Genomic DNA, 21441 nt, shown 5'->3' on the forward strand with positions numbered 1-21441 from the left:
ACTCGGTTCAGAGTAGCATGTTTCAATATTTTGATTCGTTACCAATTTGGAGTTTTATCATGCCGCCTCGCCGCTACAACCCCGACCACCGACGTGAAGCGCTTCTGGAACGTATTAATATGGATATTCCGGCAAGCGTTGCCCATGCTTTGAAAGAAGATCTGGGCGGTGACGTCAATGCCGATAAAGATATTACCGCACAATTGTTGCCGAAAGAGACGCGCTCCCACGCGGTCATTATCACCCGTGAAGAGGGTGTGTTTTGCGGTAAGCGCTGGGTTGAAGAGGTCTTTACCCAGCTGGCGGGCGATGATGTGCAGGTCACATGGCACGTGGAGGACGGCGATAGCGTCACGCCAAATCAGCCGCTGTTCGAGCTGGACGGCCCTTCCCGCGTCTTGCTGACCGGCGAACGTACCGCGCTCAATTTTGTACAAACGCTCTCTGGCGTCGCCAGCGAAGTGCGTCGTTACGTTGACCTGCTGGCCGGCACCCGAACCCAGCTGCTGGATACCCGCAAAACGCTGCCTGGCCTGCGCACGGCGCTGAAGTACGCGGTGCTCTGCGGCGGCGGCGCAAACCATCGTCTGGGCCTGTCCGACGCTTTCCTGATTAAAGAGAACCACATTATTGCATCGGGTTCCGTACGTCAGGCGGTGGAGAAGGCCTTCTGGCTGCATCCGGATGTGCCGGTTGAAGTAGAAGTAGAAAACCTGGACGAGCTGGAGCAGGCGATTAAGGCCGGGGCCGATATCATCATGCTCGATAACTTCGAAACCGAGCAGATGCGTGAGGCGGTAAAACTGACCAATGGCCGGGCCCAGCTCGAAGTCTCCGGAAACGTCACCTTCGAAACGATCCGTGAATTCGCCGAAACCGGCGTGGATTACATCTCCGTCGGCGCGCTGACCAAGCACGTTCGCGCCCTCGACCTCTCGATGCGTTTTAAATAGTGATTCCTCCCCTCTCCGCCTGGAGAGGGGAATTTCAGCCCCGCTCGCAAATCCGCTGTTCTTTCCTGCAACACCGCATTAATTCTCTGAACGCGCTTTCCCGTTCCCTTTTTTGCCCCTCGTTTCTGCCCTTTTGCGCTGACAGAGTAGCGCCACTTAACGTAAGGAGCAGATATGAACAGACAACACGGATTCACTCTTATTGAGCTGATGGTGGTCATCGGCATTATTGCGATTCTGAGCGCCATCGGCATACCTGCCTATCAGAACTACCTGCGCAAAGCGGCGCTGACCGATATGCTGCAAACCTTCGTTCCCTACCGCACCGCCATTGAACTTTGCGCGCTGGATCACGGTGGTGTGGAGAGCTGCGATGCCAACAGCAACGGCATCCCTTCCCCCACCACGACACGCTACGTTTCCGGAATGAGCGTAGCGAAAGGGATCGTGACCTTAACAGGACAGGAAAGTCTTAACGGGCTGGAAGTGGTCATGACGCCGCAGTGGAGCGATGGTAACGGTATGACGGGCTGGACGCGCGTCTGCAACATCAGTGCTGATAGCGCTCTGAAGCAGGCCTGCGAAGACGTTTTCCGCTTCAGCAATAACTGAGGAGCGGAGAATGAATACCGATCAACTCGTGGCGCTTTGTCTTCGCCATCACGCACTGCTGTTATCCAGCGACAGTGAGAGGATCAACATTGCCGTCGTGGGAAAGCCCGCGGCCGAACTCATGGAGGCGCTGCGTTTCGCGACCCAGAAACGGATTGATATTGAGTGCTGGAGCGCGGAGCGCATGGAAAAACACCGGCAGCTGACGTCTCAATCGCATCTGCCCGGCGTTTCGCAAACACACTCTACGGTAGATGTCCTTAACCACACGCTGCAGCAGGCAATCAACCAGCGCGCCTCTGATATTCATATCGAACCGATGGAGCACGCGTGCCAGATTCGTTTACGTATCGACGGCGTACTTTGTCCGCAGCCTCCGCTTGCCGCTGAACTGGCTAACCTGTTAAGCGCACGTTTAAAAGTGCTGGGTAACCTGGATATTGCAGAACGCCGGCTGCCTCAGGACGGCCAGTTTACGATTGAACTGGCCAATGAGCCGGTCTCGTTTCGGATCGCGACGCTTCCCTGCAGCGGCGGCGAAAAAATTGTGCTGCGCCTCCTGCATCAGGTTCCGCAGGCCCTTGAGCCGAAAGCGCTTGGCATGAATGCTGAACAGTTGGCCTGTTTTAATGCGGTTCTCCACCAGCCGCAGGGGCTGATTCTGGTCACCGGCCCTACCGGCAGCGGCAAAACCGTGACGCTGTACAGCGCTTTGCAGTCGCGTAACACCCCTGACGTCAACATCTGCAGCGTGGAAGATCCTATTGAGATCCCCCTTGCCGGATTAAACCAGACGCAGATTAATCCCCGGGCGGGTTTAACCTTCCAGAACGTGCTGCGCGCACTGCTACGTCAGGATCCCGACATCATTATGGTCGGCGAAATCCGTGACGGAGAAACGGCCGGGATTGCCATTAATGCTGCCCAGACCGGGCATCTGGTGCTGTCGACCCTGCACACCAACTCGACGACGGAAACGCTGATTCGCCTGGAGCAGATGGGCGTCGCGCGCTGGATGATTTCTTCCGCGCTGACGATGGTGATTGCCCAGCGACTGGTCCGGCGTTTGTGCCCACATTGTCGCCGGGAAACCCGCGATCAGGCTCAACTACCTCGCTCAGTATGGCCCAGGCCGCTTCCACGCTGGCAGCCCACCGGCTGCGATCGCTGTTATCACGGCTTTTATGGCCGCGTGGCCATTTTTGAAGTACTCGCCATCGACAATGCCCTGCGGCAGGCCATTGCCAGCGGGGCGGGAACTGACGTCATAGAGGCGAGCGCCCGGCAGGCGGGGATGGTTTCTCTTTTTGAACACGGCTGCAGGGCCGTCGAACAAGGGCTAACCACGATTGAAGAGTTGCTGCGCGTCCTGGGAATGCCCAATGGCGGCTAATCAGCTCTGGCGCTGGCGTGCGCTCACCAAAGATGGAGAACCCCGAAGCGGGACACTCTGGGCCACAGACCGCAATGCGGCCTTCACCCGGCTGATGCGTAACGACCTCCATCCTCTGACGCTGACCCGATGCGCGCAGCGACAGCGCTGGCGGCCACACCACTGCGACGAGATGTTTCATCAGCTCGCCTCGCTGCTGCAGGCTGGGCTGACGCTGTCCCACAGCCTGCAAATGCTGGCAGAGCAACATCCGTTAAAACCGTGGCAGGCGCTGCTGCAAAGCATTGCCGATGAGCTCAGTGAAGGATGCCCGTTTTCTGAGTCGCTAAAAAAGTGGCCAGCTGTTTTTAGCCCGCTGCATGTCTCGATGGTGAAAACCGGAGAGCTGACGGGGAAGCTGGAGGTGTGCTGTCGTCAGCTCGCGCAGCAACAAAAAGCGCAGCAGCAGCTCAGTGCAAAAGTGAAAAAGGCGCTGCGCTACCCGGCGATCGTCCTGACGCTGGCTGTGCTCGTCGTGCTGGCGATGGTCACTCTGGTCCTGCCCGAATTTGCCGCGATCTACAAAACGTTTAATACCCCGCTTCCCGTGCTGACACAGATGGTTATGGGGATGGCCGCCTTTATGCAGTCATATGCCCTTGCGTTGTTCGTCCTGCTATTAGCCCCCTTAGCCGTCGCCTGGGCTCTGCGGCAGAATCCTCGCTGGCAGTGCATCCTGCTGCATACGCCCGTGATGGGCGCACTGGCAAAAGGTCAAAAGCTGGGACACGTCTTTACCGTGCTGTCACTCACGCAACAGGCGGGTATCCCCTTTTTACAGGGCCTGGAGAGTGCCGAGGAGACCGTTGAAAGTCAGTACTGGCAGGGAATACTGCGCGGCGTGCGGGAGGACATTGAAAAAGGCCTTCCCGTCTGGTCATCCTTTCAAAGAGCGGCAATCTTTACCCCGCTCTGTGTTCAGCTTTTACGAACCGGTGAAATGTCAGGTGCGCTGGATATCATGCTGGCAAACCTTGCCCGCCATCATACGGAACAGACCTTTCAACGTGCAGAGAATCTGGCGGCGCTTCTGGAGCCAGTGCTTCTGATAGTGACGGGGGTCATTATCGGTACGCTGGTGGTGGCAATGTACCTGCCGATATTCCACCTGGGAGATGCGATGAGCGCGGGATAGTACAACAGGGCTGGCGCACGGGCATGCGCCAGCGATAGCCATTACAGGCTGTTGAATACGCGGTTTTCTTGTTCCTGAACGCGAATAAACGTCGTACGCTTTGTCAGCTCTTTCAGGCGGGAGGCGCCAACGTAGGTGCAGGCAGAGCGCAGGCCGCCGAGGATATCGCGTGCGGTGTTTTCAACCGGGCCGCGCAGAGGCAGCTTGACGGTTTTACCTTCTGCCGCACGGTATTTTGCCACGCCGCCGACGTGGCGGGTCATCGCAGACTCAGAGCTCATACCGTAGAACAGCATAAATTTCTCGCCGTTCTCTTCTACTACGGTACCGCCGCTCTCTTCGTGACCTGCCAGCATGCCGCCGAGCATCACGAAGTCCGCGCCGCCGCCGAAGGCCTTTGCAACATCACCCGGCATGGTGCAACCACCGTCGCTGATGATCTGGCCGCCCAGCCCGTGCGCCGCATCGGCACATTCAATGACGGCAGAGAGCTGCGGATAACCGACGCCGGTTTTGACGCGCGTGGTGCATACGGAGCCCGGACCGATGCCCACTTTCACGATATCGGCACCGGAGAGGATCAGCTCTTCACACATTTCACCGGTCACCACGTTGCCCGCGATGATGGTTTTCGTCGGCCAGGCCTCACGCGCCTTGCTGACGAACTGTACGAAGTGCTCGGAGTAACCGTTCGCCACATCAATACAAACGAAGTTCAGCGCCGGGTTAGCCTTCAGAATCTGTTTGGTCTTCTCGAAATCCGCATCGGAGGTACCGGTGGAGACCATCACGTGCTTCACCACATCAGCAGAGGCGGACGCCACAAACGCATCCCACTCTTCAGGGCTGTAATGTTTGTGCACGGCGGTGAGGATGCCGAACTGTGCCAGCGCGGTTGCCATCTCAAAGGTTCCCACAGTATCCATGTTGGCAGCGATGATCGGCACGCCAGACCAGGTCTGACCGGAATGCTTAAAGGTGAATTGACGTTCGAGTTCAACGTCTGAGCGACATTCAGTGTAGAGCGTTTAGGGCGGATAAGAACGTCTTTGAAACCTAACTTCAGATCTTCTTCGATACGCATGTGCGGATTCCTGGGGTTAGAGGCAAATATGTTAAAAGCACAACTCCAGTGACGCTATCATACGCACTAATACCTGCTCCGCAAGACTGCGAAATTCTCTTTTTTTACGCTACAATCCTATAAATTTACCTGGTAAAAAGCCGGTAAACAGGGCTAAACAGTTGCTGGCGCACCTGAGAGTTTTAATCAACTGATTTTAATAATGAATAATTCCCAGGATTTGATTTAATGGGGTATATCGTTGCATTAACCGGTGGCATCGGTAGTGGCAAAAGTACCGTTGCAGACGCGTTTTCTCGTTTGGGTATCACGATTATCGATGCCGATATTATTGCCCGCCAGGTGGTAGAGCCCAATACACCCGCGCTTAAGGCCATCGCAGAACAGTTTGGCCAGGCAATCATCAATGCCGATGGCACGCTAAATCGCCGTCAGCTTCGCGAATGCATTTTTTCCGATTCAGCGGAAAAAGCCTGGCTTAATGCCCTGCTCCATCCCATTATCCACCAGGAAACACAGCGTCAGATAGCCGAAGCCCGCTCGCCCTATGTCTTGTGGGTGGTTCCGCTGCTGGTGGAAAATCAGCTGCATCAGAAAGCCGATCGGGTACTGGTGATTGATGTCGCACCCGAGACGCAAATCCAGAGAACCATGATGCGAGACCACGTCTCGCGCGAGCATGCTGAACATATTCTCGCCGCTCAGGCCACGCGCGCTCAGCGCCTTGCCGTGGCGGATGATGTTATTGATAATAACGGCGCACCAGATGCTATTGCATCGGATGTTGCCCGTCTGCACGCGCAGTATCTGACGTTAGCCGGGCAGGCCGTTGCACAGGAAAAACCATAATGTCGACTCACATCCTTTTTGAGCATCCGCTCAACGAAAAAATGCGTACCTGGCTGCGCATCGAATTCCTCATTCAGCAGCTTTCACAACATCTGCCGGTTAACGATCATGCTACGGCGTTGCACTTCTTCCGCAATGTAGGCGATCTGCTGGATGTGATTGAACGCGGCGATGTCCGCACAGAATTGCTTAAAGAGCTGGAGCGCCAGCAGCGTAAATTGCAGGCATGGGCTGAGGTTCCGGGGGTGGACGTAAGCCGTATCGATTCCCTTCGTCAGCAGCTTAAAACCAGCAGCAGCATCCTGATGGCCGCACCGCGCGTCGGGCAGTTTTTGCGTGAGGACCGCCTGATTGGCCTGGTGCGCCAGCGCCTGAGCATCCCTGGCGGTTGCTGCAGCTTCGACCTGCCGACGCTGCATATGTGGCTCCATATGCCACAAGCGCAGCGTGACGCGCAGGTGAACAGCTGGCTGGCAAGCCTGGAGCCGATGCACCAGACGCTGTCGCTGATCCTCGATCTGATCCGTAACTCAGCGCCGTTCCGCAAGCAAACCAGCCTGAACGGTTTCTACCAGGACAACGGTGATGATGCCGATCTTCTGCGCCTGAATTTATCGCTTGGCGAACAGCTTTATCCGCAAATTTCCGGGCATAAGAGCCGCTTTGCGATTCGCTTTATGCCGCTGGACAGCGAAAATGGCACCGTGCCGGAACGCCTCGATTTTGAACTGGCCTGTTGTTAAGGAGTGCCGATGTCTGATGTCACCACCGTAAACTGCCCGACCTGTGGTAAAACCGTTGTCTGGGGCGAAGTGAGTCCATTCCGCCCATTCTGCTGCAAACGCTGCCAGCTTATTGACCTGGGCGAATGGGCGGCGGAAGAGAAACGCATTCCGAGTAAAGGCGATTTTTCGGACAGCGATGACTGGAGTGAAAGCCAGCAGTAATCCGTAAAGCCTGCTGGCGCGTCGCTTAGCAGGCCTTCGGTTGTTCGACTAACCGCAGGATCACAGGCTCATTAGCTGGCGGGAATTTTTCGGCATCACTTGCCTGAAGCTCCACCCAGTTACCCGGCTGCCCCTCTTTCCCCCAGGGTTCACCTTCCCAGTTTTCCACCAGCCAGAACCACAGCGTGATGTGTCTGTCCGGAAACTGGTATTCAAGCTTATCAAACAGCGTTGCGCCAAGCGGGGTGATCCCCACCTCCTCCTGAAGCTCGCGAACCAGCGCCGCTTCCGGCGTTTCACCTGACTCGATTTTACCGCCTGGAAACTCCCACTTGTTCGCCATATGGGCGTCGGCAGCGCGCTGGGTGATGAAGATTTGATTTTGCGGGTTGCGAATAATCCCGACGGCAATTTGCAGTATTTTCATATTGTCACTTCCATAAAAAAGGCGCAGAAATCTGCGCCTTTTTGTTTTTTTATGAACTTAGCTCAGACGGCCGTGGCACGCCTTGTACTTTTTACCAGAACCGCACGGGCATGGATCGTTACGACCCACTTTACGATCGCCGGTTTGCGCGGCGATCGCCGCTGCGGCTTCGCTGTCGTCGGTCTGATGGCTCAGCTGTTGCATTTGCGCCAGACGCTCGGCTTCTTCACGACGCTGCTGTTCCATCGCTTCCACCTCTTCCGGCATACGCACCTGAACCTTGCTCAGGGTGCTGATGACTTCATACTTCAGCGACTCAAGCATAGAGGCAAACATGGAGAAGGACTCACGCTTGTATTCCTGCTTCGGATCTTTCTGCGCATAGCCACGCAGGTGGATACCCTGACGCAGGTAGTCCATCGCCGCCAGGTGCTCTTTCCACAGGGAGTCCAGCGTCTGCAGCATCACGCCTTTTTCGAAGTGACGCATCATCTCAGCGCCAACGACCTCTTCCTTACGCTTGTAGACGTCCAGCGCGGTTTCGTAGATACGCTCGCGCAGGGTCTCTTCGTGCAGCTCAGGCTCTTTATCCAGCCACTCTTTGATTGGCAGGTCGAGGTCGAAGTCGTTTTTCAGGCGTTCCTGCAGGCCTTCGATGTCCCACATCTCTTCCAGAGACTGCGGCGGAATGTGCGCATCAATCGTGGCTTTAAACACATCTTCACGAATGCTGTTGATGGTTTCGCTCACGTCGGACACGTCCAGCAGTTCGTTACGCTGGGTGTAGATCGCACGACGCTGGTCGTTAGCCACGTCATCGTATTCCAGCAGCTGCTTACGAATATCGAAGTTGCGGCTTTCCACTTTACGCTGTGCGTTCGCGATCGCTTTGGTAACCCACGGGTGCTCAATGGCTTCACCCGGCTTCATGCCCAGCTTACGCATCATGCCGGACACGCGGTCGGAGGCGAAAATACGCATCAGCGCATCTTCCATCGACAGATAGAAGCGGGAAGAACCGGCATCACCCTGACGACCCGCACGACCACGCAGCTGGTTATCGATACGACGCGATTCGTGACGCTCGGTACCGATAATGTGCAGACCGCCGGATGCCAGCACCGCGTCGTGACGCACCTGCCAGTCGGCCTTAATCTGAGCAATCTGTTCAGGCGTTGGGTTTTCCAGCTCAGCCACCTCGGCCTGCCAGCTACCGCCCAGCATAATATCGGTACCACGACCCGCCATGTTGGTGGCGATGGTTACCGCTGCCGGATAACCTGCCTGCGCAACGATATCTGCTTCTTTAGCGTGGAACTTGGCGTTCAGAACGTTGTGCTTGATGCCTGCTTTCGTCAGCTCGTTAGACACCACTTCGGACTTCTCGATGGAGATGGTCCCCACCAGTACCGGCTGGCCCTTCGCGGTACGCTCGCGGATATCTTCGATGATCGCCTGAATTTTCTCCGCTTCGGTCATGTACACCAGGTCCGGCATATCCTTACGGATCATCGGACGGTTGGTTGGAACGACCACGGTATCCAGCTTGTAGATAGAGCTGAATTCAAACGCTTCGGTATCGGCTGTACCGGTCATGCCCGCCAGCTTCTCGTACAGACGGAAGTAGTTCTGGAAGGTGATAGACGCCAGCGTCTGGTTTTCGTTTTGAATATCCACGCCTTCTTTGGCTTCTACAGCCTGGTGCAGACCGTCAGACCAGCGACGTCCCTGCATGGTACGACCGGTGTGCTCATCGACAATGATCACTTCGCCGTCTTTTACGATGTAGTCGACGTCGCGGGTGAACAGCGCGTGGGCACGCAGCGCGGCGGTCACATGGTGCATCAGCATGATGTTGCTTGGGGAGTACAGAGACTCGCCCTCTTCCATAATGCCTTCAGCCACCAGCAGCTCTTCGATTTTCACCAGACCACGCTCGGTCAGGTTCACCTGGCGCGCTTTTTCATCCACGGAGAAGTGACCTTCACCCTGGAAGGTATCCGAGTCTTCTTTCTCCTGGCGCAGCAGGTGTGGAATGATTTTGTCGACCTTACGGTACATCTCGGAGCTGTCTTCAGCCGGGCCGGAGATGATAAGCGGAGTACGCGCTTCATCGATCAGGATGGAGTCCACCTCATCCACCAGCGCGTAGTGCAGCTTACGCTGGACGCGCTCTTCAGGGCTGAACGCCATGTTGTCACGCAGGTAGTCGAAGCCGTATTCGTTGTTGGTACCGTAGGTAATGTCTGCGTTATACGCTTCACGCTTGGCTGGTGCAGGCAGGCCAGACATGTTGATGCCGACGGTCATGCCGAGGAATTCGAACAGTGGACGGTTGTTTTCGGCGTCACGCTGCGCCAGATAGTCGTTGACGGTAACGACGTGAACGCCTTTACCGGTCAACGCATTCAGGTAAGCCGGCAGCGTTGCGGTCAGGGTTTTACCTTCACCGGTACGCATTTCCGCGATGCAGCGTTCGTTAAGCACCATCCCGCCCAGCAGCTGAACGTCGAAGTGACGCATGCCGAACACGCGCTTACTTGCTTCACGCACGACAGCAAATGCTTCCGGGATCAGGCTTTCTAAGGTTTCACCTTTTTCCAGACGCGCACGGAATTCCGCCGTTTTCGCTTTCAGCTCATCATCAGAGAGCTTCTCCATCGCCGGTTCCATACCGTTGATGACGGCAACAGCTTTGCGCATACGGCGCAGGGTACGATCGTTACGACTACCAAAAACTTTAGTTAATAATTTGATTAGCATAATAAATTCTCAAACGCCCCATCATGGGCAGATAAATTAAGGTATTGAAAAAGTTAATTTAGCTGAGGCGTTGAGGCCCGGCGCGAATGCCGTGAACCTGGCTAATCCAGGTTGAAACAGAGAATGAAACAGGAGGAACGAGCGCGCGTTGCGCCGTCTGGCGAACCATGACCGGCGGCTGGCTGTCCTGCGTGAGCAGCGCGTTGAGCGTGTCCAGCAGGGCAAGATGCTGCGCCTGCACCGGCAGCGCCTCTTCCGCAACAGGCATTGCCTGCGGCGCCATCGCGAAGGAGAGATGTCGGATAACCGTGCGGATAGCGTGCTGGTGCCAGTAATCAACGGAGAAATTCGGGCGGCGATTGGCTTCAAGCCAGGCGAGATTTGTAAAGTTAACCCGCGTATTGAGATCGTGTTTGCTGGTAGAGGTCTTCGTCGGCGTCGCCGCTTCGGCACTGTTGCTGAGCACAGGCAAGCCGAAACTCGCCGCGACCATCCCTAATAAGAGATGCGGCCAGAAGTAACGTCTGCCAAATTGTCGCCAGCGCGTCAGTATTCCGCTCACTTGCTCCACCACATAAGCCAGCCTGTTACAGGCTATCTTCAGTTATTTTTTTAAGCGCCCAGATATTACCACTAAAGCCAATACACATCAGCAGGAATGAGGCGCCGCCGCGGGGAAAAACGGTCAAGAATGCAGCTAACGCACACACTTTCTACGCAGGACAGACTAGAAATAACGCTGGGACAAACAAAGAAGGGTAAAAATAAAAACGACTGGTCTTCCTGGCCGGAGAGAGTACCAGGTTAACCAGTCGATTTTTTACGAAACGGCGTGAACCGTTACGCCAGAACCATGCTTGGCGCTTTGAAAGCCAACGGCAGTTCTGCTTCGTCTTCGAAGGTCACATATTCCCAGGCTTCCTGTTTTGCCAGGACGGCCTGCAACAGTTTGTTGTTCAGCGCATGACCGGATTTGAACGCGGTAAATGCACCAATGATGTTGTGACCACACATGAACAGGTCGCCGATAGCGTCCAGCATTTTGTGACGAACGAATTCATCTTCGAAACGCAGGCCGTCTTCGTTCAGTACGCGATAATCGTCAACAACGATGGCACAATCGAAGCTGCCGCCCAGGCACAGGCCGCGGGACTGCAGATATTCGATATCACGCATGAAGCCAAACGTACGGGCTCGGCTGATCTGACGCATAAACGCATCGGCAGAGAAGTTCATCGCATAGCGCTGGGTGCTGGAATCAATCGCCGGATGGTTAAAGTCGATGGTAAAGTCCAGCGAGAAACCATTGTACGGTTTAAATTCAGCCCACTTGTCGCCATCTTCGACGCGAACGGTCTCTTTGATGCGGACAAATTTCTTCGCGCAGTTCAGTTCTTCGATGCCGGCATCCAGCAACAGATAGACGAACGGTGCAGCACTGCCATCCATAATCGGAATTTCTGGCGCGTCGACTTCAACAATAATGTTGTCGATACCCAGACCCGCCAGGGCGGCGTTCAGGTGCTCTACGGTAGAAATCCGCACGTCATGCTCGTTCACCAGACAAGTACAGAGCATAGTATCACGCACAGATTTGGCATCGGCCGGAAAATCTACCGGTGGATTCAAGTCGGTGCGACGATAGATGACCCCGGTATTGGCCGGCGCAGGGCGTAACGTCAGCGTGACTTTCTTGCCGGTATGTAAACCGACACCCGTCGCCTGAACGATACGTTTAAGTGTCCTTTGTTTGATCATCGTATAATCTCGCCAAATTAACTATCCAACCGAGAGTGTATATCACTAACGGTGGGCCAGTTTAGCACAAAGAGCGCAAATCCCCTAATTCCAGCCAATTCTTAATCAGCTTGCTTACGCAGGAACGCCGGGATATCCAGATAATCTGGCTCTTTCGCCGTTTGCGGCGTTGGGTCGTTCACCACTTTCGCGGCCGGTTTCTGCTCCTGAGTCAGCGGAGACATACCGTGCTGCTGGTAACGATCCATTACCGGTTGCTGAGTCTGCTTGTTAGTCACTAAGGTGATCTCAGGACGCTTGTCCATACCGATACCGGTTGCAACAACGGTAACACGCAGCTCGTCGTTCATTTCAGGGTCAAGCGAAGTACCGATTACCACGGTAGCGTTGTCAGAGGCGAACGCACGGATGGTGTTACCCACGGTTTCGAACTCATCCAGACGCAGGTCAAAGCCAGCGGTAATGTTGACCAGCACGCCGCGCGCACCAGACAGGTCGATATCTTCCAGCAGTGGAGAAGAGATAGCCATTTCAGCCGCTTCTTCTGCACGGTCTTCACCGCTCGCCACGCCAGAGCCCATCATCGCGTAGCCCATTTCGGACATCACGGTGCGAACGTCTGCAAAGTCAACGTTCATCAGGCCAGGACGGGTAATCAGTTCAGCGATACCCTGAACCGCGCCTTTCAGCACGTCGTTTGCTGCACCGAAGGCGTCCAGCAGGGAGATACCGCGACCCAGAACTTTCAACAGTTTGTCGTTCGGGATGGTGATCAGCGAGTCCACATGTTTGGACAGCTCGGTGATACCCTGCTCCGCGAAGGCCATACGCTTCTTGCCTTCAAAATTGAAAGGCTTGGTCACGACAGCAACGGTCAGAATACCTAAATCTTTAGCAACTTCAGCCACAACAGGTGCTGCGCCGGTACCGGTACCGCCCCCCATACCTGCTGCGATGAAGACCATGTCCGCACCTTCCAGTGCAGCGCGCAGGGCTTCACGATCTTCTTCAGCCGCATTGCGACCCACTTCCGGGTTAGCCCCAGCTCCCAGCCCTTTGGTGATACCACCGCCGATCTGGATAGTCTGGCCTACCGCCGTCTTACGCAGTGCCTGCGCATCGGTGTTAACCGCGAAGAATTCAACACCTTCAATGCGTTCACGCACCATATGCTCTACGGCGTTACCGCCGCCGCCACCGACGCCGATGACTTTAATCACCGCGTCGTTGGTCAGTTCCATAGGTTCAAACATAATTTCTCTCTCCGTTGTGCCTGTCGCCCGAGACCGCTAATTCTCTCCGGTCTCTTAAAAAAATTAAAACTCTTTTCGCAACCAGTTGTTCAGTCGTTTGACCCACGACCCCACTGAGACGCGTTTTTCCACTTCCGCTTCACCACTGAGATGAGATTCCTTCCCGTAGTGGAGCAGGCCCACAGCCGTTGAATAATACGGCTCCTGAGCATAATCCGTTAAACCGGTAATATTCAGCGGCGCCCCAATACGTACCTGCGTATGGAAGACGCGCTGCGCACAGGCCGCAAGACCTTCAATTTGCGCTGCACCGCCGGTTAATACAATCCCCGCCGCAAGATGATGTTTAACACCCTGCTGACGAAGCTGTTCCTGTAACTGTAAAATTTCTTCGTTGACCAGGTTGAGCAGCTCGGTATAGCGCGGCTCGATCACCTCTGCCAACGTCTGGCGCTGCAGGCTGCGCGGTGGACGACCACCGACGCTTGGCACTTCAACGCTCTCATCTTTGCCAACGATAGAACCCAGCGCACAGCCGTGGCGCACTTTAATCGCTTCTGCATCGCTCGGTGGCGTACCAAAAGCGTAAGCAATATCGCTGGTCACGACGTTTCCTGCGTACGGGATCACTTTGGTGTGGCGCAACGCACCGCCGGTATACACGGCCATGTCCATTGTACCACCACCAATATCGACCACACAGACACCCAGTTCACGTTCATCTTCGGTCAGCACGGAATAACTTGCCGCCAGACCGGCGAAAATAAGTTGGTCAACTTTCAGGCCACAACGTTCAACGGCTTTTACAATGTTCTTCGCCATATCGTTGTGACATGTGATCAGGTGCACTTTTGCCTGCATACGAACGCCTGACAGACCAACCGGGTTTTTGATCCCTTCCTGGTAGTCAATCGCATATTCCTGCGGGATCACGTGCAATACGCGATGCTCATCGCGAACACGCACGGACTTCGCCGTATGCACAACGTTTTCAACGTCTTCCTGCGTCACTTCCTCTTCGGAAATCGGCACCATACCGATTTCGTTCTGGCAGCTAATGTGCTTACCAGAAAGGGCAAGATAGACAGAAGAAATCTGGCAATCTGCCATCAATTCAGCCTGATCGATGGCGCGCTGGACGCATTTCACCACCGATTCAAGATCGTTTACCCCACCTTTATCCATACCACGTGACGGGCAACTGCCCACGCCAATGATATTGACCATACCGTCGGGCAGAACTTCCCCTACTAAAGCGGCAACCTTCGCGGTGCCAATCTCCAGTCCAACTACCAGTTTTCTGTCCGTCGCCTTGATCATTGTTGTTCTGCCTGTACCTGTGCCTGATTCTGTTGCTGATTAGGTTCCTCGACCGGAGCCGGTACCCAACCGACTGCTGCGCCTGAGTCATAGCGCAAATCAACGTAGCTTATCCGTTTGCCGTCAGTCTGTGCCTGCTGCTGTAAAACCGGGTAAAGTTCGACAAAACGCGCCAGACGCTTCATGGTGTCCCCGCGTCCCAGGTTGAGCTTAATGCCGTTCGTTAACGTAAGCTGCCAGGAGCGGCGCGCCGTCATTGCAGCATCTTTTAACGTAAACCTGTCCTTCGCCAGCACCTGGCCCATTTCACGAAAACCCTGTAACACCTCGTTTTCGCTGCCTTCAGGGCCATACAACATCGGTAAATTCTGCTTGTTGACACGATCGGTCGGGACGCTGAAGGAATTTCCGTCGACGTCAACCATGTGCTGATCATTCCAACGCGCAATGGGCACATATTCAACCAGATGAATCTTCAATTCATCAGGCCATTGCTTTCTTACGCTCGCCTGTTTTATCCATGGCAGACGTTCAATCTGGCTTTGGATAATATTGACGTCCTGCGTCATAAAGGTGCCAGGCGAGCCCAGCGCCAGTATTGACTGGCGAATATCGTCGTTACGCGTGTAGTGACGCTCACCGGTGACCACCAGCTTAGAAAGCGGCAACCGCTGCGCATCTTCCATCCAGCCCAGGACCATCCAGCCGCTGATAAACACGGTGCACAGCACCCCGAGCAGGAAAATGATGCCTGCAAGACGCGTTCCATTACTGCGGCGTGAAGAGGTGTATTCTTCCTCGTCATCGCGGTTGCGCGTGTTCAATGCAGCCTGAGACATATCAGCCCGCCTGGTCCAGAATGCGTACGACTAACTGCGAGAAGCTCATCCCCGCCTGACGCGCAGCCATCGGCACAAGGCTGTGGCTCGTCATACCCGGAGAGGTGTTGGCTTCCAGCAGATAAAATTGTCCATCCCGGTCCTGCATCACGTCGATGCGTCCCCAGCCCTGGCAACCCAGAACATGCCAGGCTTTAAGCACCAGGGACTGTAAATCGTCTTCACGCTCAGCTTCAAGACCACTTGGGCAGAAATATTGCGTCTCATCAGAGAGATACTTCGCCTCATAATCATAGAAGACTCCGGCGGGTTGGATACGGATTGACGGTAAAATTTCTTCGCCAAGCATCGCGACGGTGAATTCCGGCCCGCTAAGCCATTTTTCTATCAGAACTTCATCATCATGTTGAAATGCCAGCGCTAAAGCGGACGCTAAATCGTCAGCTTTGTCGACTTTGGACATTCCCACGCTGGAGCCTTCCCGGCTGGGCTTTACAATAACCGGTAAGCCCAGTTCAGCAATGCGTGCATTAACGCTATCCGGCAGGCCCAATTCAAATTCGCGACGCGTCAGTGCCACCGATGGCGCAACAGGTAAACCTGCGCCCTGCCACAGCAGCTTGCTGCGCAGTTTATCCATCGAGATAGCAGACGCCATCACGCCGCTGCCGGTGTATGGCAGACCGATCAGATCCAAAAGCCCCTGCAGGGTGCCGTCTTCGCCGCCACGACCGTGTAAAGCGATAAAGACTTTATCGAAGCCCATGGCTTTTAACTGCGTCACGTCGACCTCTTTTGGATCGACCAGGTGCGCATTGACGCCACCTTCACGCAGGCCAGCCAGTACAGCGGCGCCTGAATTCAGGGAAACCTCGCGCTCGGCGGAGGTGCCGCCAGACAGGACAGCAATCTTATCAGCCATGATGCTCATCCTCCTGGTTTTGCGGCTTCAGTTTGATTTCAGCTAAGGTACGGGCGATTTTGCCGATATTTCCCGCGCCCTGAATCAGAATGAGATCGTTACCTGTCAGGACCGGTGCCAGAATTTCCGCCACCTGCGCAGGGTCAGAAACCAGAATAGGGTCAACTTTACCGCGTCCACGAATGGTGCGACACAGAGAACGGCTGTCTGCACCAGGAATCGGCGTCTCGCCTGCGGCGTACACATCCAGCATTAACAGGGTGTCTACCTGTGACAGGACGCTGGCGAAATCGTCATACAGATCGCGCGTACGCGTGAAGCGGTGCGGCTGGAACACCATCACCAGATTTTTATCTGGCCAGCCTGCACGAGCGGCTTTAATGGTGGCGTCCACTTCGGTCGGATGGTGGCCATAGTCGTCCACCAGCATCGCCGTACCGGCTTTACCGTTCACGGCATCCAGCGGGAATTCACCGAGGAAATCGAAACGACGCCCGGTGCCCTGGAAGCTTTCCAGTGCGCGCAGAATCGCATCATCATCAATACCTTCTTCCGTCGCGACGGCCACTGCCGCTGCGGCATTGAGCGCGTTATGGCGCCCTGGCGCATTCAGCGTCACGTGCAGCAGCTCTTTGTCCTGACGCGCCAGCGTGAAGTGTCCCTGCGCGCCAATCTGTTTGTACTCTTCCACGCGGACGTCAGCGTCTTCGCTGAAGCCGTAGGTGGTGATTTGACGCCCCACGCGCGGCAGCAACTCGCGGATCACCGGATCGTCCACGCACATCACCGCGCGCCCGTAGAACGGCAGGTTGTGCAGGAAGTTGATAAAGGTCTGCTTTAAGTTCTCGAAGTCACCCTGGTAGGTATCCATATGGTCAGCTTCGATGTTGGTGACAATCGCCACCATCGGCTGCAGGTGCAGGAACGACGCGTCGCTCTCGTCCGCTTCAGCAATCAGATAACGACTGTGGCCCAGACGCGCATGTACGCCCGCGGCTTTGACCAGGCCGCCGTTGACGAACGTCGGGTCGAGACCCGCTTCTGCATAAATACTGGAAACCATCGCCGTGGTCGTGGTTTTACCGTGGGTCCCGGCAATCGCGATGCCGTGGCGGAAGCGCATCAGTTCCGCCAGCATTTCGGCACGGCGGATCACCGGAATGCGCGCGTCGTGAGCGGCAACGATTTCCGGGTTGTCAGAAGAGATGGCGCTTGAGACCACCACCACGCTCGCATCGCGCACGTTTTCCGGGCGATGGTTGAAATAGATAGTCGCCCCAAGCGACGCCAGCTGCTGCGTTACAGGGTTTGGCGCCAGGTCAGACCCGCTGATCTGATAGCCTTCGTTAGCTAACACTTCGGCAATACCGCCCATGCCGGCACCACCGATGCCAACAAAGTGAATGTGCCGGACGCGACGCATCTCGGGCACGATTGAACGCAGTTTTGCCAGTTGTTGTGTATTCATTCTCTAAACGCCATCGACTACTTAAAATTCGTGCCGCGCTTCACGCGCTGCGAGGGTTAAGCCTGGGCTGCCAGGCTCACTTCTTTTGCCACCCGTTCCGTCGCATCAGGGATAGCCGCCGCGCGCGCGCGTTCAGCCATCTCAAGCAATACGTCTCTGTTCCAGCCCGCCAGGGTGGTGGCGACCGCGTCAGCGGTAAATTGTGGCTGCTCAAAAATTTTCGCCGCACCGGCTTTCTCAAGCGGCAGGGCATTCCAGTACTGCTGTCTGTCTTTGTGCTGGAAAGGCACAAACAGGGCTGGCAGACCCGCGGCAGCGATTTCGCTTACCGTTAAGGCGCCAGAACGACAGACCACGACATCGGCCCAGGCATACGCTGCCGCCATGTCGTCGATAAATTCCGTCACGTTATGCTGCGGCTGCCCCGCCTCGGCGTAAGCCTGCTCAACGGTCTGCTGAGCGCCTTTTCCGCTCTGGTGCCAGATGGTGACGGCATCCCCCAGCTTTGCAGCAACCTGCGGCATCGTCTGGTTTAAAATGCGTGCCCCCTGAGAGCCACCGACGACCAGCACACGAACCGGCCCTTCACGGCCCGCCAGGCGAGCGTCCGGCAACGGCAGCGCCAGCACGTCCACACGGACCGGGTTACCTACCACGTCCGCTTTCGGGAACGCGCCGGGAAACGCCTGCATGACTTTGGTGGCGATTTTCGCCAGCCATTTGTTGGTCAGACCGGCAATACCGTTCTGCTCATGCAGTACGACGGGAATACCTAACGACCACGCTGCCAGCCCGCCCGGACCCGAGACATAGCCGCCCATGCCCAGCACCACATCGGGCTTAAAGCGCTTCATAATGGTGCGCGCCTGACGCCAGGCGTTAAAAATGCGCACCGGAGCCAGCAGCATTGCCTTGAGGCCTTTGCCGCGCAGGCCGGAAATACGAATAAAGTCGATCTCAATACCGTGTTTCGGTACCAGGTCGGCCTCCATGCGGTCTGCGGTTCCCAGCCAGCGTACCTGCCAGCCCTGATCCATTAAATGGTGCGCAACCGCCAGTCCCGGGAACACATGTCCGCCGGTACCGCCTGCCATCACCATTAACCGCTTCGGTTGATTCATCGTGAACCTCGTGTAAACGCCTGGGCTTTTTCCAGACGCGTTTCATAATCTATGCGCAACAACAGCATGATGGCCGTCGACATAATCAACAGACTAGAACCACCATAACTGATCAACGGCAACGTCAGACCTTTGGTCGGCAGCATACCCGCTGCGGCCCCGACGTTAACCAATGCCTGGAAACTAAACCAGATACCAATTGAGCAGGCCAGGAAGCCTGAGAAACGGTGATCGATCTCCAGCGCTTTCCGGCCGATGGACATGGCGCGGAAAGCGACGAAGAATACCATTAATAGCGCTAATACCACACCGATATAACCCAGTTCTTCCGCAATAATGGAGAAGATGAAGTCAGTATGCGCTTCCGGTAAATACTCCAGTTTCTGTACCGAGTTACCCAGCCCCTGTCCCCAGAGCTCACCACGACCAAAGGCCATGAGTGACTGCGTCAGCTGATAACCGCTGCCGAACGGGTCTTCCCACGGGTTCCAGAAAGAGGTCACGCGGCGAATACGGTAAGGCTCGGCGAGGATCAGCAGCACAACCGCTGAAATCCCCATCCCAATGATGGCGATGAACTGCCACAGCTTCGCGCCCGCCAGGAACAGCATGGCCAGCGTGGTCACAAACAGTACCACCACGGTACCGAGGTCAGGCTGCGCCAGCAGTAAGACCGCCAGCACCAGAATCACGCCCATCGGTTTTAAGAAGCCGCGCAGGTTGTTACGCACTTCATCTACTTTACGCACCAGGTAGTTCGCCAGGTAGCAGAACAGGGAGAGCTTGGTAAATTCCGCAGGCTGAATACGCAGCGGGCCAAAGGCGATCCAGCGTGATGCCCCGTTTACGGAGCTCCCCACCACCAGAACGATCAGCAGCATAATGATCGAGGCGATCAGCATGGCCGTACTGTGCCGCTGCCAGAACTCCATCGGTAGACGCAAGGTCACCAGCGCCAGGCAGAATGCCAGGATGATGTACAGACCATCACGTTTGGCAAACAGGAAAGGATCGTTCGCCAGACGCTGCCCGACGGGCATTGACGCTGACGTCACCATAATAAAGCCGACCGCCGCGAGCCCCATTGTGAGCCAGAACAGCGTGCGGTCGTACATGATCAGGCTGTCGTTATCTTTTTGACGAGAGCCCATCACCCAGCCTTTGAGCGCCGCAAACAACCACACCAGGATCCCAAATCCTGGCAGGCGCGGCATTTTCAGGCGAGGGAGAGATAAACGCATCAGCCTAACTCCTTCGCCAGGCGGGTAAAGACATCACCACGCTGTTCGAAATTCTTGAATTGATCGAGACTGGCACAGGCCGGAGAGAGCAGCACCATATCACCCGGCTTCACGCGAGGGGCAATCAGCCGCATCGCCTGTTCCATGGTTTCGGTTTGCTCGGCGATCTCAGGGCGCAGTTCAGCCAGCTCGCTGCCGTCACGGCCGAAGCAGTAGAGACGGATGTTATCGCCGGAGAGATACGGCTTCAGGGACGAGAAATCAGCAGACTTACCGTCGCCGCCCAGCAGCAGATGCAGGGTACCGTCAACGTGCAGCCCGTTCAGCGCGGCCTCCGTGCTGCCCACGTTGGTGGCTTTGGAGTCGTTGATCCAGCGCACGCCGTTGTGCTCCAGCGCCAGCTGGAAACGGTGCGCCAGGCCAGAAAACGTGGTTAACGCTTTCAGGCTTGAGGAGCGCGGCAGCCCCACGGCATCCGCCAGCGCCAGCGCCGCCAGCGCATTGGTATAGTTGTGCTGACCAGAGAGCTTCATCTCTTTCACGTTCAGCACTTTCTCACCTTTCACGCGCAGCCAGGTTTCGCCCAGCTGGCGGTTCAGATGGTAATCACCCATGGTGATGCCAAAACTGATGCAGCGCTCGTCTGCGCCACGCACCGGCATGGTCAGCGCATCATCGGCGTTCACCACGCAGACTTTGGCATTCTCATAAACGCGCAGCTTGGCGGCACGGTACTGCTGCAGACCAAAGGGATATCTGTCCATATGATCTTCAGTCACGTTGAGGATCGTCGCAGCGGCAGCATGCAGGCTGGAGGTCGTTTCCAGCTGGAAGCTGGAAAGCTCGAGAACATACAGTTCACAGCCTTTATCCAGCAGCATCAGAGCAGGCAAACCAATGTTACCGCCAACGCCGACGTTCATGCCCGCCGCTTTTGCCATTTCCCCCACCAGGGTGGTGACGGTGCTTTTACCGTTAGAACCGGTAATCGCGATAACGGGAGCCTGCGCTTCGCGGCAGAACAGCTCGATATCGCCAACAATCTCAACGCCCGCATCTGCGGCAGCGCTCAGGGAAGGATGCGCCAGCGCCATACCCGGGCTGGCGACAATCAGATCGGCTGCCAGCAGCCAGTCATCATTCAGACCACCCAGGTGGCGTTCAACCTGTTCCGGCAGCTTGTCCAGACCCGGCGGAGAGACACGCGTATCCATCACGCGCGGCGTCACGCCACGCGCGAGGAAAAAGTCCACGCAGGAGAGCCCCGTGAGGCCCAACCCGATGATAACGACTTTTTTGCCCTGGTAATCTGCCATG

Annotated in this window: 19 protein-coding genes and 1 pseudogene; 7 read left to right on the forward strand and 13 right to left on the reverse strand. The window is 56.0% G+C overall.

The features are described 5' to 3' along the window. Nucleotides 1-59 precede the first annotated feature (59 nt). The 4 genes from nadC (at nt 60) to hofC (ending at nt 4132) form a co-directional block, all read left to right on the forward strand. Nucleotides 60-953 (forward strand): carboxylating nicotinate-nucleotide diphosphorylase, encoded by an 894-nt coding sequence (nadC, locus tag LLF79_RS18475; RefSeq protein WP_021240514.1) that lies wholly within the window; start codon nt 60-62, stop codon nt 951-953. 174 nt (nt 954-1127) lie between these two features. After that, entirely contained in the window at nt 1128-1565 is a 438-nt protein-coding gene (gene ppdD / locus LLF79_RS18480) for a prepilin peptidase-dependent pilin (protein ID WP_023293279.1), read from the forward strand. Between the two features lie 10 nt (nt 1566-1575). Next, nucleotides 1576-2958 (forward strand): type II secretion system protein GspE, encoded by a 1383-nt coding sequence (gene gspE / locus LLF79_RS18485; protein WP_025912176.1) that lies wholly within the window; start codon nt 1576-1578, stop codon nt 2956-2958. Next, nucleotides 2948-4132, forward strand: a complete 1185-nt coding sequence (gene hofC / locus LLF79_RS18490; RefSeq protein WP_045415388.1) for a protein transport protein HofC — start codon at nt 2948-2950, stop codon at nt 4130-4132. Before gspE ends, hofC begins: the two co-directional genes overlap by 11 nt. 41 nt (nt 4133-4173) lie before the next feature. Here the strand turns inward: hofC and LLF79_RS18495 are convergent. Further along, nucleotides 4174-5216: pseudogene (locus LLF79_RS18495) on the reverse strand (GMP reductase). A gap of 228 nt (nt 5217-5444) precedes the next feature. Here LLF79_RS18495 and coaE point away from each other — a divergent pair. The 3 genes from coaE to yacG are packed head-to-tail and all read left to right on the forward strand — an operon-like array spanning nt 5445 to nt 7012. Further along, nucleotides 5445-6065 carry a dephospho-CoA kinase gene (coaE, locus tag LLF79_RS18500; protein ID WP_227880128.1) on the forward strand — a complete coding sequence of 207 codons (621 nt, stop codon included), beginning with the start codon at nt 5445-5447 and terminating at the stop codon, nt 6063-6065. Next, the gene (gene zapD, locus LLF79_RS18505) at nt 6065-6808 is read left to right on the forward strand and encodes a cell division protein ZapD (RefSeq protein ID WP_008501972.1); all 744 of its coding nucleotides are present in this window, start codon (nt 6065-6067) and stop codon (nt 6806-6808) included. Before coaE ends, zapD begins: the two co-directional genes overlap by 1 nt. A 9-nt stretch (nt 6809-6817) precedes the next feature. Further along, nucleotides 6818-7012, forward strand: a complete 195-nt coding sequence (gene yacG, locus LLF79_RS18510) for a DNA gyrase inhibitor YacG (RefSeq protein WP_045415391.1) — start codon at nt 6818-6820, stop codon at nt 7010-7012. 25 nt (nt 7013-7037) lie between these two features. Here the strand turns inward: yacG and mutT are convergent, their stop codons facing one another. The 12 genes from mutT to murD form a co-directional block, all read right to left on the reverse strand. Further along, nucleotides 7038-7439 carry an 8-oxo-dGTP diphosphatase MutT gene (gene mutT / locus LLF79_RS18515; protein WP_008501974.1) on the reverse strand — a complete coding sequence of 134 codons (402 nt, stop codon included), beginning with the start codon at nt 7437-7439 and terminating at the stop codon, nt 7038-7040. 57 nt (nt 7440-7496) lie between these two features. After that, nucleotides 7497-10202 carry a preprotein translocase subunit SecA gene (gene secA, locus LLF79_RS18520; protein ID WP_008501975.1) on the reverse strand — a complete coding sequence of 902 codons (2706 nt, stop codon included), beginning with the start codon at nt 10200-10202 and terminating at the stop codon, nt 7497-7499. A gap of 58 nt (nt 10203-10260) precedes the next feature. Further along, on the reverse strand, nt 10261-10764 hold the full coding sequence (gene secM / locus LLF79_RS18525; RefSeq protein WP_227880130.1) for a secA translation cis-regulator SecM: 504 nt from the start codon (nt 10762-10764) through the stop codon (nt 10261-10263). Between the two features lie 278 nt (nt 10765-11042). Further along, nucleotides 11043-11960 carry a UDP-3-O-acyl-N-acetylglucosamine deacetylase gene (gene lpxC / locus LLF79_RS18530; protein ID WP_008501977.1) on the reverse strand — a complete coding sequence of 306 codons (918 nt, stop codon included), beginning with the start codon at nt 11958-11960 and terminating at the stop codon, nt 11043-11045. Nucleotides 11961-12061: 101 nt separating this feature from the next. After that, nucleotides 12062-13213 carry a cell division protein FtsZ gene (gene ftsZ, locus LLF79_RS18535; RefSeq protein ID WP_008501978.1) on the reverse strand — a complete coding sequence of 384 codons (1152 nt, stop codon included), beginning with the start codon at nt 13211-13213 and terminating at the stop codon, nt 12062-12064. A gap of 63 nt (nt 13214-13276) precedes the next feature. Continuing rightward, a complete protein-coding gene (gene ftsA, locus LLF79_RS18540; protein ID WP_006173845.1) occupies nt 13277-14533 on the reverse strand; it encodes a cell division protein FtsA in 1257 nt (418 codons plus the stop codon). After that, the gene (ftsQ, locus tag LLF79_RS18545) at nt 14530-15372 is read right to left on the reverse strand and encodes a cell division protein FtsQ (RefSeq protein WP_008501979.1); all 843 of its coding nucleotides are present in this window, start codon (nt 15370-15372) and stop codon (nt 14530-14532) included. The genes ftsA and ftsQ overlap by 4 nt, the downstream gene beginning before the upstream one ends. Before the next feature lies 1 nt (nt 15373). After that, entirely contained in the window at nt 15374-16294 is a 921-nt protein-coding gene (locus tag LLF79_RS18550) for a D-alanine--D-alanine ligase (protein ID WP_227880132.1), read from the reverse strand. Further along, complete coding sequence (murC, locus tag LLF79_RS18555; protein ID WP_023326695.1) at nt 16287-17762, reverse strand: UDP-N-acetylmuramate--L-alanine ligase; 1476 nt, start codon at nt 17760-17762, stop codon at nt 16287-16289. The genes LLF79_RS18550 and murC overlap by 8 nt, the downstream gene beginning before the upstream one ends. A gap of 56 nt (nt 17763-17818) precedes the next feature. Beyond that, nucleotides 17819-18883 carry an undecaprenyldiphospho-muramoylpentapeptide beta-N-acetylglucosaminyltransferase gene (gene murG, locus LLF79_RS18560; protein WP_021240525.1) on the reverse strand — a complete coding sequence of 355 codons (1065 nt, stop codon included), beginning with the start codon at nt 18881-18883 and terminating at the stop codon, nt 17819-17821. Next, nucleotides 18880-20124 (reverse strand): cell division protein FtsW, encoded by a 1245-nt coding sequence (gene ftsW, locus LLF79_RS18565; protein ID WP_008501983.1) that lies wholly within the window; start codon nt 20122-20124, stop codon nt 18880-18882. The genes murG and ftsW overlap by 4 nt, the downstream gene beginning before the upstream one ends. Continuing rightward, a complete protein-coding gene (gene murD, locus LLF79_RS18570; protein ID WP_023345434.1) occupies nt 20124-21440 on the reverse strand; it encodes a UDP-N-acetylmuramoyl-L-alanine--D-glutamate ligase in 1317 nt (438 codons plus the stop codon). Before murD ends, ftsW begins: the two co-directional genes overlap by 1 nt. Between the last annotated feature and the right edge of the window lies 1 nt (nt 21441).

Source organism: Enterobacter cloacae complex sp. 2021EL-01169, from assembly GCF_020733125.1.
GTDB lineage: Bacteria > Pseudomonadota > Gammaproteobacteria > Enterobacterales > Enterobacteriaceae > Enterobacter > Enterobacter roggenkampii.